At 68.4% G+C, this 13,827-nt stretch carries 16 protein-coding genes; 2 read left to right on the top strand and 14 right to left on the bottom strand.

What is annotated here, in order from left to right:
* Positions 1–16 precede the first annotated feature (16 nt).
* Both WA670_RS10055 and WA670_RS10050 read left to right on the top strand, forming a co-directional pair.
* Positions 17–583 carry a cob(I)yrinic acid a,c-diamide adenosyltransferase gene (locus tag WA670_RS10055; protein WP_037815354.1) on the top strand — a complete coding sequence of 189 codons (567 nt, stop codon included), beginning with the start codon at positions 17–19 and terminating at the stop codon, positions 581–583.
* Entirely contained in the window at positions 565–1,605 is a 1,041-nt protein-coding gene (locus WA670_RS10050) for an alpha/beta fold hydrolase (RefSeq protein WP_037815357.1), read from the top strand. Before WA670_RS10055 ends, WA670_RS10050 begins: the two co-directional genes overlap by 19 nt.
* 241 nt (positions 1,606–1,846) lie before the next feature.
* Here the strand turns inward: WA670_RS10050 and WA670_RS10045 are convergent, their stop codons facing one another.
* From WA670_RS10045 to WA670_RS09980, 14 genes are all read right to left on the bottom strand, one after another.
* Complete coding sequence (locus WA670_RS10045; RefSeq protein WP_167756599.1) at positions 1,847–2,017, bottom strand: hypothetical protein; 171 nt, start codon at positions 2,015–2,017, stop codon at positions 1,847–1,849.
* An 83-nt stretch (positions 2,018–2,100) separates the two neighbouring features.
* On the bottom strand, positions 2,101–2,535 hold the full coding sequence (locus WA670_RS10040) for a DUF2550 domain-containing protein (protein WP_037815359.1): 435 nt from the start codon (positions 2,533–2,535) through the stop codon (positions 2,101–2,103).
* A gap of 27 nt (positions 2,536–2,562) precedes the next feature.
* Positions 2,563–2,928 carry a F0F1 ATP synthase subunit epsilon gene (locus tag WA670_RS10035; protein ID WP_037815362.1) on the bottom strand — a complete coding sequence of 122 codons (366 nt, stop codon included), beginning with the start codon at positions 2,926–2,928 and terminating at the stop codon, positions 2,563–2,565.
* A 114-nt stretch (positions 2,929–3,042) separates the two neighbouring features.
* Positions 3,043–4,470: a F0F1 ATP synthase subunit beta gene (gene atpD / locus WA670_RS10030; protein ID WP_037715400.1), complete on the bottom strand. Its 1,428-nt coding sequence runs from the start codon at positions 4,468–4,470 to the stop codon at positions 3,043–3,045.
* Positions 4,470–5,408, bottom strand: coding sequence for a F0F1 ATP synthase subunit gamma (locus WA670_RS10025; RefSeq protein ID WP_043832104.1), 939 nt, complete (start codon positions 5,406–5,408; stop codon positions 4,470–4,472). The genes atpD and WA670_RS10025 overlap by 1 nt, the downstream gene beginning before the upstream one ends.
* A gap of 11 nt (positions 5,409–5,419) precedes the next feature.
* A complete protein-coding gene (atpA, locus tag WA670_RS10020; RefSeq protein ID WP_043832102.1) occupies positions 5,420–7,057 on the bottom strand; it encodes a F0F1 ATP synthase subunit alpha in 1,638 nt (545 codons plus the stop codon).
* Between the two features lie 54 nt (positions 7,058–7,111).
* Positions 7,112–7,936, bottom strand: a complete 825-nt coding sequence (locus WA670_RS10015; RefSeq protein ID WP_037815368.1) for a F0F1 ATP synthase subunit delta — start codon at positions 7,934–7,936, stop codon at positions 7,112–7,114.
* A gap of 6 nt (positions 7,937–7,942) precedes the next feature.
* Positions 7,943–8,497 (bottom strand): F0F1 ATP synthase subunit B, encoded by a 555-nt coding sequence (locus tag WA670_RS10010; protein WP_037815370.1) that lies wholly within the window; start codon positions 8,495–8,497, stop codon positions 7,943–7,945.
* A gap of 28 nt (positions 8,498–8,525) precedes the next feature.
* Positions 8,526–8,780: an ATP F0F1 synthase subunit C gene (locus tag WA670_RS10005; RefSeq protein ID WP_037815373.1), complete on the bottom strand. Its 255-nt coding sequence runs from the start codon at positions 8,778–8,780 to the stop codon at positions 8,526–8,528.
* Positions 8,781–8,838: 58 nt separating this feature from the next.
* The gene (gene atpB, locus WA670_RS10000) at positions 8,839–9,624 is read right to left on the bottom strand and encodes a F0F1 ATP synthase subunit A (protein WP_037815375.1); all 786 of its coding nucleotides are present in this window, start codon (positions 9,622–9,624) and stop codon (positions 8,839–8,841) included.
* A 384-nt stretch (positions 9,625–10,008) separates the two neighbouring features.
* Positions 10,009–10,509 (bottom strand): hypothetical protein, encoded by a 501-nt coding sequence (locus WA670_RS09995; protein ID WP_037815377.1) that lies wholly within the window; start codon positions 10,507–10,509, stop codon positions 10,009–10,011.
* A 51-nt stretch (positions 10,510–10,560) separates the two neighbouring features.
* Complete coding sequence (locus WA670_RS09990; RefSeq protein ID WP_037815379.1) at positions 10,561–11,718, bottom strand: glycosyltransferase family 4 protein; 1,158 nt, start codon at positions 11,716–11,718, stop codon at positions 10,561–10,563.
* A gap of 91 nt (positions 11,719–11,809) precedes the next feature.
* On the bottom strand, positions 11,810–12,460 hold the full coding sequence (locus WA670_RS09985; RefSeq protein ID WP_037815380.1) for an L-threonylcarbamoyladenylate synthase: 651 nt from the start codon (positions 12,458–12,460) through the stop codon (positions 11,810–11,812).
* Positions 12,461–12,568: 108 nt separating this feature from the next.
* The gene (locus WA670_RS09980; protein WP_037815381.1) at positions 12,569–13,765 is read right to left on the bottom strand and encodes a hypothetical protein; all 1,197 of its coding nucleotides are present in this window, start codon (positions 13,763–13,765) and stop codon (positions 12,569–12,571) included.
* Positions 13,766–13,827 lie beyond the last annotated feature (62 nt).

Below are 13,827 nucleotides of genomic sequence, written 5' to 3'. Positions count from 1 at the left end.
CGGTAGAGTCGAACGTATGGTGGTTCGTATCAACCGGGTCTACACGAAGGTCGGCGACAGCGGCACGACCGCGCTCGGCGACGGTTCCCGGGTGCCCAAGACTTCGGCCCGGCTGTCCGCCTACGCCGACACCGACGAGGCCAATTCCGTGCTCGGCCTGGCGATCGCGCTCGGCGGGCTCACCGACGAGATCGCCGCCGTGCTGCGCCGGATCCAGAACGACCTCTTCGACGTCGGCGCGGACCTGTGCCTGCCGATCCAGGAAGACCCGCCGTACGAGCCGCTGCGCATCACCGAGGCGTACCTGGAACGGCTCGAAGGCTGGTGCGACGAGTTCAACGAGCGGCTGCCGAAGCTCACGTCGTTCATCCTCCCGGGCGGCACCCCGGGCGCGGCGTTCCTGCACCAGGCGCGCACGGTCTCTCGCCGCGCGGAACGGTCCGCGTGGGCGCTGATGGAGGCCGAGCCGGACACGTCCAACCCGATCGCGGCCAAGTACCTCAACCGGCTCTCGGACCTGCTGTTCATCCTCGCCCGCCTGGCCAACCCCGAAGGCGACGTGCTGTGGCAGCCGGGCGGCTGATCGCGGCAGGCGCCTCCGTCCTGGCGACGGCAGGCCTCGCGGCCGGCGGCTGGGCCGTACGCAACCGCAAGACGTACGACTGGGCGCTGGCGCGCACCCGGCGAGCCGGATTCACCGAACACGACGTGGTGGTCAACGGCTCGAAACTGCACTACGCCCAGGGCCCGGCGGGCGACAAGCCGCCGCTGCTGCTGATCCACGGCCAGGCCGTCGACTGGCAGAGCTACGCGCGCGTGCTGCCGGACCTGGCGCGGGACTTCACGGTCTACGCGGTCGACGTCCACGGGCACGGCCAGTCCGCGCGGACGCCGGAGAAGTACACGGCGACCGCGGTCGGCACCGATCTGGGGCGGTTCGTCGAGGAGGTCATCGGCACGCGGGTCGTCGTGTCCGGGCATTCGTCGGGCGGCCAATTGGCGGCCTGGCTAGCCGGGAACCGGCCGAACCTGGTGAGGGCGGTCGTGCTGGAGGACCCGCCGCTGTTCACCACCCTGCTGCCGCGGGCGGAGAAGACCTGGAACTGGGTCGACCTCGCCACGGCCTGCCACACGTACCTGCAGTCCGGCGAATCCGACTGGGGTGCCTACCTCTTCGCGCACCAGAAACTGTGGGACTTCTTCGGCGACGGCGCGGAACGCATCATCCGCTCCGGGCTCAAGCGGCGGAAGAAGCATCCGGAGCGGCCTATCACGGTGTTCTTCATGCCGCCGAGCTGGAACGACATGCAGCGCGCGATCGAGCACTACGACCCGCGCTTCGGGGACGCGTTCTATACCGGCGCCTGGGACGAGGGCTTCGACCACGAGGCGACGCTGCGCAAGATCGAAGCGCCGACGGTCCTGATCCACGCGAACTGGAAGTACGGCGAGGACGGCGTCCTTCAGGGGGCGATCGACGCGGAGGACGCGCAGCGGATCGCCTCGCTGATCGGCGACGTCAAGGTCGTGCGGGTGAACAGCGGACACAACGTGCACGGCGAGAAACCGGCACGGTTCGCGGGAATCGTCCGCTCCGTGCTCTGACTACCGGGCCTGCGGCTGTCTCACTGATCAACAATGCCGCAGTCGTCCGGATGAACAGAACGACAAACCTGCGCAGCCCCAGCTGGCCTCGGACGCGGCCCAAGACACGATCGACCCGAAAACCGCGCAGCGGATCGCCTCATTGATCGTCGACGTCGAGGTCGTGCGGGTGGACAGCGGACACAACGTGCACGGCGAGAAGCCAGCACAGTTCGCGGGAATCGTCCGCTCCGTGCTCTGACTACCGGGCCCAGTTAGCTTCCTGAGCAGCCCAGTAGCGCTCGTAATCGACGTCCCAGGTCGAATCGCGGCCCGGCTCGACAGCCTGGGCCACCGTCAGCTCCTCGAGCCGCACCGGCTTAGGCAAGGTCTGCCACCGGCGCGCGCGGTCTTCCCGTTCTCGGGCGTCCATGTTCCCAGCGTAGCGCCGGTCAACCCGGCGCACGAGAAGCAAACGGCCCGCCATCGTGGAGACACGATGGCGGGCCGGAAAACTCAAGAAGCCCGCGGCAGCCTTCGGCCCGGCGGGGCCGATTCGAGCCACGACAGGAACCCGGTCAGCGCGCCCGGTCCCATCGCGATCTCGATCGCTTCCTGGTCCGAGGATTCGCACCGCAGCACCGTCGAGCCCTCAGGCACCGCGTACGCCTCCGAACCCGACGGGTCCCGCCGGTCGGCGATCTGCATGCTTTCCCGCTGGAACACGCGGTCCGGGCCGGTGCGCAGGCTCCACACCCGGTACCAGACGAACTTCTCGCCCTCGTACCGGCCGAGGCCGAGATGCCAGCTCGACCGCGGGCTGTCCGGACGCCACCGCAGCGCCACGCTGACGCCGCCGCCGCGGCGCATCCGGATCCACCGCTGGCCGTACCAGCCGACCACGACGACGAGCACGATCAGGAGCACTAGCACCACCACAGCGATCTGCACGGCCCGGCTCCTGCCCGTCTAGTCCGCTCAGACCGATTGTCCAGCCGCGCGGAGCTGGGCCGAAGCCCTCGTCCGCTCGGCCTCGTCGCCGGTGCTGAGGGCTGCCTTCGCGGCGGCCACGTCGATTTCGTCGGACAGTTCCGCGCTCTCCGCGAGCACGCTCACCCCGGTCGCGGTTACGGACAGGAACCCGCCGTGCACCGCCGCGGTCAGCACGTCGCCGTCCGTCGTGGTCACCTTCACCACGCCGCCCTCGACGAGCTGGCCCAGCACCGGCTCGTGTCCGGGCATGATGCCGATCTCGCCCTCGGTGGTCTGCGCCACCACGAAGGCGGCGGTACCCGACCAGAGCCGGCGCTCGACGGCAACCAGCTCCACGGACATCTCAGCCACGTAGCACTCCTTCGCTCGGGGTGTCACCACCGAGTGTAATAGGTCTTGCTTCGGTTACGAGAACGGCGGGGGCCGATGTCCACAATGGACAGTGCCCCCGCCGGTCTCACGCACTCACTTGCCGGTGATCTCGTGGTACTTCTTCTCGAGGTCCTCGAGCCCGCCGATGCCCAGGAACGCCTGCTCCGGGTAGTGGTCGAAGTCGCCCTTGGTGATGCGGTCGAACGACTCGATCGTCTCGGCCAGCGGCACCGTGGAGCCCGGGATCTGCGTGAAGGCCTCGGCCACCAGCATGTTCTGGGACAGGAACCGCTCGATCCGGCGCGCCCGCTGCACGGTCAGCTTGTCCTCTTCGGAAAGCTCGTCCATGCCGAGGATCGCGATGATGTCCTGCAGCTCCTTGTACTTCTGCAGGATCCGGATGACCTCGGAGGCGACGCGGTAGTGGTCCTCGCCGACGATCGCCGGGTCGAGGATCGTCGACGTCGACGCCAGCGGGTCCACCGCCGGGAAGATGCCCTTCTGGAACACCGACCGGGAAAGCTCGGTGGTGGCGTCCAGGTGGGCGAAGGTCGTCGCCGGGGCCGGGTCGGTGTAGTCGTCCGCGGGCACGTAGATCGCCTGCATCGAGGTGATCGAACGGCCTCGGGTCGAGGTGATCCGCTCCTGCAGCTGGCCCATCTCGTCCGCCAGCGTCGGCTGGTAGCCCACGGCCGAAGGCATGCGGCCCAGCAGGGTCGACACCTCGGAACCGGCCTGGGTGAACCGGAAGATGTTGTCGATGAACAGCAGCACGTCCTGGTTCTGGACGTCGCGGAAGTACTCCGCCATGGTCAGCGCGGACAGCGCGACGCGCATACGCGTGCCCGGCGGCTCGTCCATCTGGCCGAACACGAGGGCGGTGTCGTTGATGACGCCGTCCTCGGACATCTCCAGGAAGAGGTCGTTGCCCTCACGGGTGCGCTCGCCGACGCCGGCGAACACCGACGTACCGCCGAAGTTCCGGGCGACACGGGTGATCATTTCCTTGATCAGCACCGTCTTGCCCACGCCCGCGCCGCCGAACAGGCCGATCTTGCCGCCCTGCACGTACGGGGTCAGCAGGTCGACGACCTTCAGGCCGGTCTCCAGCATCTCCGTCTTGCCCTCGAGCTGGTCGAAGGGCGGCGGGTTGCGGTGGATGCCCCAGCGCTCGAGGTCCTCGCCGTAGCCGGGCTCGTCGAGGCACTCGCCGAGCGCGTTGTAGACGTGGCCCTTGACCTTGTCGCCCACCGGGACGGTGATCGGGCCGCCGGTGTCGGTGACCTCCGCACCGCGGACGAGGCCGTCCTGCGGCTGCAGCGAAATCGTGCGCACCAGGTTGTCGCCGAGGTGAGCGGCGACCTCGAGGGTCACCGTCTTGCGCAGCTGCTCGAACTCGATGTCGACCTTGAGCGCGTTGAACTGGTCGGGAACGGAACCGCGCGGGAACTCGACGTCGACGACCGGCCCGGTCACCGAGACGATGCGCCCCTTGGCGCGCGGGGCTTCAGTACTGGTCATCAGTCATCACTTCCTGCTGCGGTGAGCGCGTTCGCGCCACCGACGATTTCGGAGATCTCCTGGGTGATCTGCGCCTGCCGGGCCTGGTTCGCCTCCCGCGTCAGCGTGTTCACCAGTTCGTTCGCGTTGTCCGACGCGGCCTTCATCGCCGTGCGGCGGGCGGCCAGTTCGGACGCCGCGGACTCGAGCAGCGCGGAGTACAGCCGGGTGTTGATGTACTTCGGCAGCAGCGCGGAGAGCAGCTTGTCGGCGCTGGGCTCGAACTCGTAGCTCGGCAGCAGACCGGCAGGCTTCTCGTCCTCGCCGTCGGAGTACTCGACTTCCAGCGGCGCGACGCGCTTGGCGACCGGGCGCTGCGTCAGCATCGAGACGAACTCGGTGTAGACGACGTGGATCTCGTCCACGCCCGTGATGCCGTCCGCGTTGCCCGAGGCGTCGTCGACACCCGCGTTGAAGGACTGCACCAGCGTCTCGGCCGCGGCGACCGCGTCCGGGTAGGCAGGCTGGTCGGAGAAGCCCGTCCAGCTGCCCGCCACCGCGCGGTTGCGGAACCGGTAGTAGTTCAGGCCCTTGCTGCCGGTGGTGTAGACGTCGACCTCCTTGCCTTCCTTCTTCAGGAGGGCAAGCAGCTCTTCGGTCGCCTTCAGCACGTTCGAGTTGTAACCGCCGCACTGGCCCTTGTCACTGGTGACGACCAGGACGGCGGCGCGCTTCGGGTTCGGGCGCTCGACCAGGAGCGGGTGGTCGAGGTTGGCCGCCGCGCCGGCCAGCGCCGAGAGCACCTTGGTGATCTCGTCCGCGTACGGCCGGGAAGCGGCGACCTTCGCGCGCGCCTTGGTGATGCGCGCGGTGGCGATGAGTTCCATCGCCTTGGTGATCTTGCCGATCGACTTCGTCGCCTTGATGCGCGAGCGAAGCTCCCGGAGTTGTGCGGCCATGGGCTACCAGCTCACTTCTTCGGGGCGGGCTTGTTGACCTTGACGGTCTCCTGCCCGACCTTCTCGGCGGCCATCGCGTCGGCGTTCGACTCGAGCGGCTTGCCCTCGGAGGTGGTGAACTCCTTCTTGAACTCGTTCACCGCCGCGATCAGCGCGTCGCGGGTGTCGTCCTCGAACTTGCCGGTGTCGCGGATCGCGCCCAGCACCTCGGCGTGCTTGCGCTTCGCCGAGTCGAGGAACTCGAGGTTGAAGCGGCGCACGTCCTCGGTCGGGACCGAGTCGAAGTAGCCGTTCGTGCCCAGGTACACCGTGGCGACCTGCTCCTCGACCGGGACCGGCGAGTACTGCGGCTGCTTGAGCACCTCGTACAGCCGGGCGCCGCGCTCCAGCTGCGCCTTCGACGCGTCGTCCAGGTCCGAGGCGAAGGCGGCGAACGCCTCCAGTTCGCGGTACTGGGACAGGTCGATGCGCAGCGAGCCCGCGACGTTCTTCATCGCCTTGACCTGCGCGGCGCCACCCACGCGGGACACCGAGATGCCCACGTCGATGGCCGGGCGCTGACCGGCGTTGAAGAGGTCCGACTGGAAGAAGCACTGGCCGTCGGTGATCGAGATGACGTTCGTCGGGATGTAGGCCGACACGTCGTTGGCCTTGGTCTCGATGATCGGCAGACCGGTCAGCGAGCCCGCGCCCAGCTCGTCCGAGAGCTTCGCGCAGCGCTCGAGGAGACGGGAGTGCAAGTAGAAGACGTCGCCGGGGAACGCCTCGCGGCCCGGCGGGCGGCGCAGCAGCAGCGAGATCGCGCGGTAGGCGTCGGCCTGCTTGGTCAGGTCGTCGAACACGATCAGGACGTGCTTGCCCTCGTACATCCAGTGCTGGCCGATGGCCGAGCCGGTGTAGGGGGCGATCCACTTGAAGCCCGCCGAGTCCGAGGCCGGGGCCGCGACGATGGTGGTGTACTCCATCGCGCCCGCGTCCTCGAGCGCCGACTTCACCGAGGCGATCGTGGAGCCCTTCTGGCCGACCGCGACGTAGATGCAGCGAACCTGCTTCTTCGGGTCGCCGGTCTCCCAGTTGGCCTTCTGGTTGATGATCGTGTCCACCGCGACCGCGGTCTTGCCGGTCTTGCGGTCGCCGATGATCAGCTGGCGCTGGCCGCGGCCGATCGGGGTCATCGCGTCGATCGCGGTGATGCCCGTCTGCAGCGGCTCGGACACCGGCTGGCGCTCGACCACCGAGGCGGCCTTGAGCTCCAGCGCGCGGCGGCCGGTGGTCTCGATCTCGCCGAGGCCGTCGATGGCCTGGCCGAGCGGGTTGACGACCCGGCCGAGGTAGCCGTCGCCGACCGGCACCGAGAGGACCTGGCCGGTCCGCTTGACCTGCTGGCCTTCTTCGATGCTCTCGAAGTCGCCGAGGATCGCCGCGCCGATGGAGCGCGCGTCCAGGTTCAGCGCCACGCCAAGGACGCCGCCCGGGAACTCGAGCAGCTCGTTGGCCATGGCCGAGGGCAGCCCTTCGACGTGGGCGATGCCGTCACCGGCGTCGGCGACGACGCCGACCTCTTCCCGCTCCACCGAAGGGGCGTAACTCGAGACGTAATTCTCGATCGCGTGGGCGATCTCGTCCGAGGAGATCGTCAGCTCCGCCATTTCGTTCCCGCTCTCGCTTCTGTTCTGTCCAGTGTGCAAAGTCTGTTGTGCCGCTCAGGCCCGGCTCAGCGTGCGGCGCACCGCCGCCAGCTGCCCGGAGGTGCTGCCGTCGATGACCTCGTCCCCGACGCGGACGACGAGGCCGCCGCCGAGTGCCGGATCGATCTCGACGTGCAGCGCGATCGGCCGCCCGTAGATGCCGTCGAGCTTGGTCCCGAGGAGGGCCCGCTGCTCGTCGGTGAGCGCGTTCGCCGAGGTCACGTACGCGACCGAGCGTTCGCGCCGCTCCGCGGCCAGCGCGACCAGCTTGTCGAGCCCGTTGCCGATGCCGCGCCCCTTGGCGCGTTGCACGGCCTGCTCGACCAGGGTCTCGACGACCGCGTCGACCTTGCCCGCGAACAGCCCGCGGACCAGGGTCCGCTTCGCGTCGGCGGGAGCGCTCAGGTCGGACAGCGCCGCCTCGAGTTCCGGGGCGCCCGCGACGATCCGCGCGACCTGGAACAGCTGAGACTCGACGGTTTCGATGTTCCCGGCCTTTTCGGCGGCGGTGAGCAGCGCCGAACGGCCGACCGACTCGAGCCCGTCCACCAGCTCGCGGGGACTGGACCAGCGGCTGCCCGCCACGGTGTCGAGCACCTTCAGGGCCTGCTCGCTCAGCTTTCCGTCGAACAGGCGGCGGACCAGGCCCTGGCGGCTCTCCGGAGCGACCGAAGAATCGCCGACCGCGCGGCGCAGGCCGATTTCGCGGTCAAGGAGGTCGACGACCGAGAGCAGCTCGTCCCCGACCTTCGCGGGGTCAGCGCCCGCTCCGGCCAGCACCTCGCCGAGCGAGCGCTCGGCGAGGTCGAGCGCTTCACGGCTCGCAGCATGCAGCGTCATCTCTGGTTACTTCCCCGCTCCGTTAGTGGCACCGGCGGTGTCCAGCTCCGCGAGGAACCGGTCGACGGTGCCGCGACGGCGCGCCTCGTCCTCGAGCGACTCGCCGACGATCCGGCCGGCCAGCTCGACCGCGTTGCGGCCCATTTCGGCCCGCAGCTCGGCGACGATCTGCGCCTTCTGCGCCTGCAGCTGGGCGTGGCCCTGCGCCACGATCCGCTGGGATTCGGCCTCGGCCTGCTCCCGCAGCTCCGCCTTGATCTGCTCGGCTTCGAGCCGGGCGTCGTCGCGGATCTTCGCGGCCTCGGAACGGGCGTCCGCCAGCTGCGCCTTGTACTCCGACAGCGCCTTCTCGGCCTCTGCCTGAGCCTTCTCGGCCTTCTCGATCCCGCCTTCGATCTTCTGCGCCCGCTCCTCGTACGTCTTCTCGAAACGAGGGACGACGTACTTCTTGAGGATGAACAGCAGGATCAGGAAGGCGACGATGCCGAGGATCAGTTCCGAGGGCTCCGGAACGATCGGGTTGTGGGCTTCTGCCGCTAGCACCACTTCGGTCTTCAGCACAACGTCTCCTTACGCGAGAGCGGACGACTCAGGCGGAGGCGATGAAGTAGATGACGATACCGATCAGGGCCAGCACCTCGGTGAGCACGAAGGTGGCGTAACCGATGCCCTGCAGCTTGCTCTGGGCCTCCGGCTGGCGCGCGGTGCCGTTGATCACCGCGGCGAAGATCAGGCCCACACCGATGCCGGGGCCGATCGCGCCCAGGCCGTAGCCGATCGCGGCGAGGCCCTTGTTGATGCTGACGGCTTCGGCGGCCTGCTGGGCCAGAACGATGTTGCTCACGTGCGTTTCCCTTCACTTCGGTCCGCGCACTCACGCGGATCGGGGTCTTTAGGTGTTCTCAGTGCTCCGACGCCAGCGCGGCGCCGATGTACCCCGCGGACAGCAGGGCGAAGATGTACGCCTGGAGGCACTGGATGAACGCCTCCAGGAACGTCAGGCCGATGGCGAAGATCCACGCCACCAGCGACACCGGCTTCAGCGCGATGCTCGAGGTCTCGGTCAGCAGGAAGGTGCCGCCGAGGGTGAAGACCGCCAGGATCAGGTGACCCGCGAACATGGCGGCGAAAACACGGATGGCGAGCGTGAGCGGGTTGAGGAAGAACTTTTCCGCGAACTCGATCACCGCGAACAGCGGAAGCACCGGACCGGGGACCCCGGCGGGCGCGAGCTCCTTCTTGAAGTACGCGCGGACGCCGTGCTTCTTGATCCCGGCGTAGTGGTACATCGGGTAGACCACGAGCACCGACAACGCGATCGGGAACCCGAACCGCGCCATGGTGGGGAACTGCAGCAACGGGATGACCCCGTAGAGGTTGTTCAGCAGGATGAAGGTGAACAACGCGAAGATGACCGGCACGAAGCGCTGGAAGTCTTTCGAGCCGATCTGCTCGCGGGCGATGTTGTTGCGCGCGAAGTCGTAGATGCCTTCGGCCACGAACTGGCCTTTGGTCGGAACGACCTTCAGCTTGCGCGTCGCCAGCAGGAAGTACCCCGCGATGATGATCACCGAGAGCACCACCAGGAGCATCGGCTTCGTGACGAAGCCGAACAACGGCGGCAGCTCAAAGCTTTCGGCGCCAGGGGGCGCGAAGGTCGCACCCTCGGTCAGTACCAGCGCGGCCACTGGGCTCCTCCCGGTTCTCCCGGCCGGCGTTCACTCCGCCGGGGGAATCGTCACGATCTGGACTTAACGTACCCGATACGCATCGGGACGCCGGAGGCGGCGGTACCCACCGTGCGCGGAGCCAAACACCGGTCTGCGCTCGAGGGATGTCTCGCGTGAACACTGCCCTGCGGTCTACTTCGGACCAGCCGGTGAGAGAGGCGGAACCATCCGGTCGCCACACTGCTGATCGCGGTTCGTCGTCGGGAGTGCGCGGCCGAGGCCGCCACCCATGACGCGGACCATACCAGCAGGTCAATCACTGCCGTACAGGCGTACTCCTTACCAGCCGAACGGTCCAGGACCTAAGTCCCGGATCCGGCTGGGACCCTTGTCCCGAATCCGTCAATTCGAGGCGGGAATGATGGTCGGGATACGCGCTTTGCGGAATGTCGCGAACTCCACAGCGGCCGCTACGAGAATGGCGACGATCATCGTGATCCCGAGGGAAAGCGGGTGCAGCACGGTGACGCCCTTGAGCAGAGTGAGCGCGAGGAACAGGAGGATGACCTTCGCCGCGTAGCCGCCGAGAGCGATGAGCATCACCAGCGAGGGGTCCTGTCCGGCGGATACCTTCATCATGCCCAGCGTCGACAGCGAGGCGACCATCGCCAGCACGCCGCCGACCAGGGCGCCGAGGAAGCCGTGCAGTCCGTTGAGGACGGTGAAAAGCACAATGCAGACCAGGATGAACGGCGGCGTGAACAGCAGCGAGGCGCGCGTCATCGAGCGCGCGAGCTGGCGCACCGGAGCGGCGTGCGGGTTCTCCGCGGAGGACGCAGCTTTGGCCTGAGCCGTGGCCTGGGACGTCTCGGGCGTCGTCTCCGGCGTCTCGGTGTCGCTCACTGCAATCGCTCCTCGTTCGGTTCGACCCGCCAGTATAGACCGCCCGCGGGCTCAGACGCCGTGGCGGTGCCGGGAACGCAGTCGCGGCACGAGAGAAACGAGCACCGCGACCACCAGTGCGGCGGCAATCGCCCAGAACACGACCGGGCTGTCGAAAATCGTGATGGAGACCGCTCCGAAAGAGAGAATTCCGGCCCACAAATAGATCAGCAGCACCGCGCGCCGTTGCGAATGGCCGATTTCCAGCAGCCGGTGGTGCAGATGCATTTTGTCGGCGGCGAACGGGCTCTGCCCGCGCCGCGTGCGCCGGACGACGGCCATCACGAGGTCGAGCACCGGCACGAAAAGCACGGCCACGACGACCACCAGCGGGGACAGCAGGGCGAGCGCGTCCGAGGCGGAGAACCGGGTGTAGTTGACCCGTCCGCTCGCCGACGTGGTGGCCCCGGCGAGCATCAGCCCGATCATCATCGATCCGGAGTCGCCCATGAAAATTTTGGCCGGCTGGAAGTTGTACGGAAGGAAACCGAGACAGGCCCCGGCGAGCGCGGCGGCGATGAGCGCGGGCGGGTACGCGCCGAAGTCGCCGCCCGCGTTGTCGAGCAGGCCGATCGAGAACGCGCAGGTGGCCGCCGCGGCGATGAAGCCGAGCCCGCCGGCCAGCCCGTCGAGGCCGTCGACGAAGTTCATCGCGTTGACCATCACCACGACCATCACGACGGTCAGCAGCGCGCCCTGGTTCTTGTCCAGCACCAGCACCGAGCCGATGGAATCGCCGTTGCCGCCCCACGGCACCCAGAACGACACCCACTGCACGCCGAAGATGACGAGGATCCCGGCGCACATGACCTGTCCGGCGAGCTTCGTCCACGCGTCGAGTTCGAACCGGTCGTCCAGGATGCCGATGAGCGAGATGACGCCCGCCGCGAGCAGCACGCCGACCGCGTCGTAGGAGACGTCGAAACCGTGGCTGAGCGCGGGAAGCTGGTGCGCGAGGCCCATCGCGGCGGCGATCCCGAGGTAGATGCCGACGCCGCCCATCCGCGGGATCGGCTTGACGTGCACGTCGCGCGCGCGGGGGTTGGCGATCGCGCCGATCCGGATGGCCACGCGCCGCACGACGCCGGTCAGCAGATAGGTCACCGCGGTCGCGGTCAGCGCGACGAGCAAGTACTCCCGGATCGGGAGAAGTCCTTGGACTACAGGCATGACCGCGTCACGCCCGCCGGGAGGTCGGAGTCACCGCGCCACGCTACCGCGCCCGCGTGCGGCCACGGTGAACGGCAGTCACTTCCGCGGCTCAGTCCAGCGTCTCCTCGGCGACGCCGATCACCTCGGCGATGGCCGCCTTCGTGACCGCGCCCTCGCGCAGCACCAGCGGCTTGTCGCCGGTCAGGTCCACGATGGACGAAGCCACCGTTTCCCCGCTCGACCCGCCGTCGAGGTACACCGACACCGAATCACCGAGCTGCTCCTGCGCGTCTTCGACGGTCGAAGCGGGCGAACGCCCGGAGACGTTCGCGCTCGACACCGCCATCGGGCCGACGTCGCGCAGCAGCTCGAGCGCGACCGGGTGCAGCGGCATCCGCAGCATCACCGTGCCGCGCGAGTTGCCGAGATTCCACTGCAGACTCGGCGCGTGCGGCAGCACGATCGACAGGTCGCCCGGCCAGAACGCCTCGATGAGCGCCCGCGCCTGCGGCGGAACGCCGAGCACCAGACCGTCCACAGTGGACCAGGAGCCGACGAGGACGCCGACCGGCATGTCCGGGCCGCGGTTCTTCGCCCGCAGCAACGCCTGGACGGCGCCGGAGTCGAACGCGTCCGCACCGATGCCGTACACCGTGTCCGTCGGCAGGACGACCAGCCGGCTCGACCGCACCGCGGCGGCCGCCGCGGACAGGCCTTCGGCTCGGGATTCGCGCTTGCCGCAGTCGTAGACCGCACTCATGCCGCGAAGCCTATCCCCCGCCGCCCCGGGCGGGCGCTGCCGAGGTACGTGAGGGGAACCCTGAAGGAATCAGAGTCAATGCGGGTTCCCCTCACGGACAGTCAGCGGTCAGGCGCCGTAACTGGCCTGCTTCACCGCGAACACGTTGCGGTTTCCCGCGCCCTCCTGCAGCGACCACAGCAGATCCGCGTCCTTCGGGTCCTCCCAGTACGAAATGCTCTCCCCGCTGCTCACCCAGGAGTGCGTGGCCGGGCCGGCGGTCGGGGTCCAGTAGTAGAGCTGCTTCGCGGCGGACGAGTTGAACCACCAGCGGCCGTTGTGCGAGGCGACGCCGTTGAGGTTGTACCAGGGCAGCTTCAGCGCCTGGCTCGCCGTCGTGGAGGCGGCGAACGTCGTCGCTCCCGAGGCGAACGGGAAGCGCACCGCGCGCGGGGCGCGGTTCGGGTAGTCGGTGCAGTCGGCCTTGCAGGTGTACTCGGTCATCACGATCGACTTGCTGACCCGGTCCAGCGAGATGCTCGACCAGACCAGGTTCGTGCCGGACGTCGTGTGCGCGGCGACCGTGCCCACCTGCGGCAGCACGTAGCGGTAGTTGTGCGCGTAGTACTGGCCGCCGGACAGGCCGATCTGGTCCGCCGTGCCGCCCGAGTTGACCTCGAGGATCTTGCGCATGTCGAAGACCCGCATGCCGCCGCCGGTGTCCGCGACGTACAGGTAGTCGCCGTACCAGGAGACGCCGCCCGCGTGGATCGGGATGTCCTTGTAGTTCGGCGACGCGTTCGTGCCGGTCGGTTCGACGAGCAGGATCTTGCGGTACTTGTTCGGGTACGTCGCGTCCCAGTCGGCGAGCGTGATCCGGCTGCGGACCTGTTTGCCGCCGCATTTGTCGCGCGTGTACCAGCTGACCGCGACGAGCTGGTGCCCGTCGTAATTGCCGCCGTTGTCGCCGCCGACCGCGTCGCGGCTGGTGGTGATGCCCTGCGGGTAGTTGGTGCAGTCGCTGTTGTCGCCGTCGTCGAACCGGAAGCCGCCGGTGAGCCCGGCCGGTTTGAAGGTGGACGGCAGCGCTTGGCGGTCGTGGTTCGCGTTGTCCATGACGGTGTGCACCGGCACGGTGTGCAGCTTCCCCGCGAGGCCGGAGTAGACCGCGTCGTACTTGTGGTAGTCCGAGGTCAGCGTGTATTCGCTGGCCGGGAGGGTGGTCGGTCCGGCGGCGGCGGACGCGCTGGTGGCGCTCGCGGTGAGCGCGCTGGCGGCGATGAGAGCGGCTCCGCAGCCGGCGGTGATGCGATGACGCAAGAACATGGACTCCCCCAGAAGTCTGATTGTTCGGCCGCCTCAAGGTAGGGGGTCGCTCGATTCAGGGC

It is taken from the genome of Amycolatopsis sp. VC5-11 (genome assembly GCF_037034185.1).
GTDB lineage: Bacteria > Actinomycetota > Actinomycetes > Mycobacteriales > Pseudonocardiaceae > Amycolatopsis > Amycolatopsis nivea.
The sequence above is the reverse complement of the archived record's forward strand: the minus strand, read 5'-3'. Positions and strand labels throughout refer to the sequence as shown.

Coding starts and splice junctions, on each gene's coding strand:
- WA670_RS10055 (WP_037815354.1), top strand. CDS start 17: ATGGTGGTTCGTATCAACCGGGTCTACACGAAGGTCGGCGACAGCGGC.
- WA670_RS10045 (WP_167756599.1), bottom strand. CDS start 2,017: ATGGACGCCCGAGAACGGGAAGACCGCGCGCGCCGGTGGCAGACCTTG.
- atpD (WP_037715400.1), bottom strand. CDS start 4,470: ATGACCAGTACTGAAGCCCCGCGCGCCAAGGGGCGCATCGTCTCGGTG.
- WA670_RS10025 (WP_043832104.1), bottom strand. CDS start 5,408: ATGGCCGCACAACTCCGGGAGCTTCGCTCGCGCATCAAGGCGACGAAG.
- atpA (WP_043832102.1), bottom strand. CDS start 7,057: ATGGCGGAGCTGACGATCTCCTCGGACGAGATCGCCCACGCGATCGAG.
- WA670_RS10015 (WP_037815368.1), bottom strand. CDS start 7,936: ATGACGCTGCATGCTGCGAGCCGTGAAGCGCTCGACCTCGCCGAGCGC.
- WA670_RS09990 (WP_037815379.1), bottom strand. CDS start 11,718: ATGCCTGTAGTCCAAGGACTTCTCCCGATCCGGGAGTACTTGCTCGTC.
- WA670_RS09985 (WP_037815380.1), bottom strand. CDS start 12,460: ATGAGTGCGGTCTACGACTGCGGCAAGCGCGAATCCCGAGCCGAAGGC.
- WA670_RS09980 (WP_037815381.1), bottom strand. CDS start 13,765: ATGTTCTTGCGTCATCGCATCACCGCCGGCTGCGGAGCCGCTCTCATC.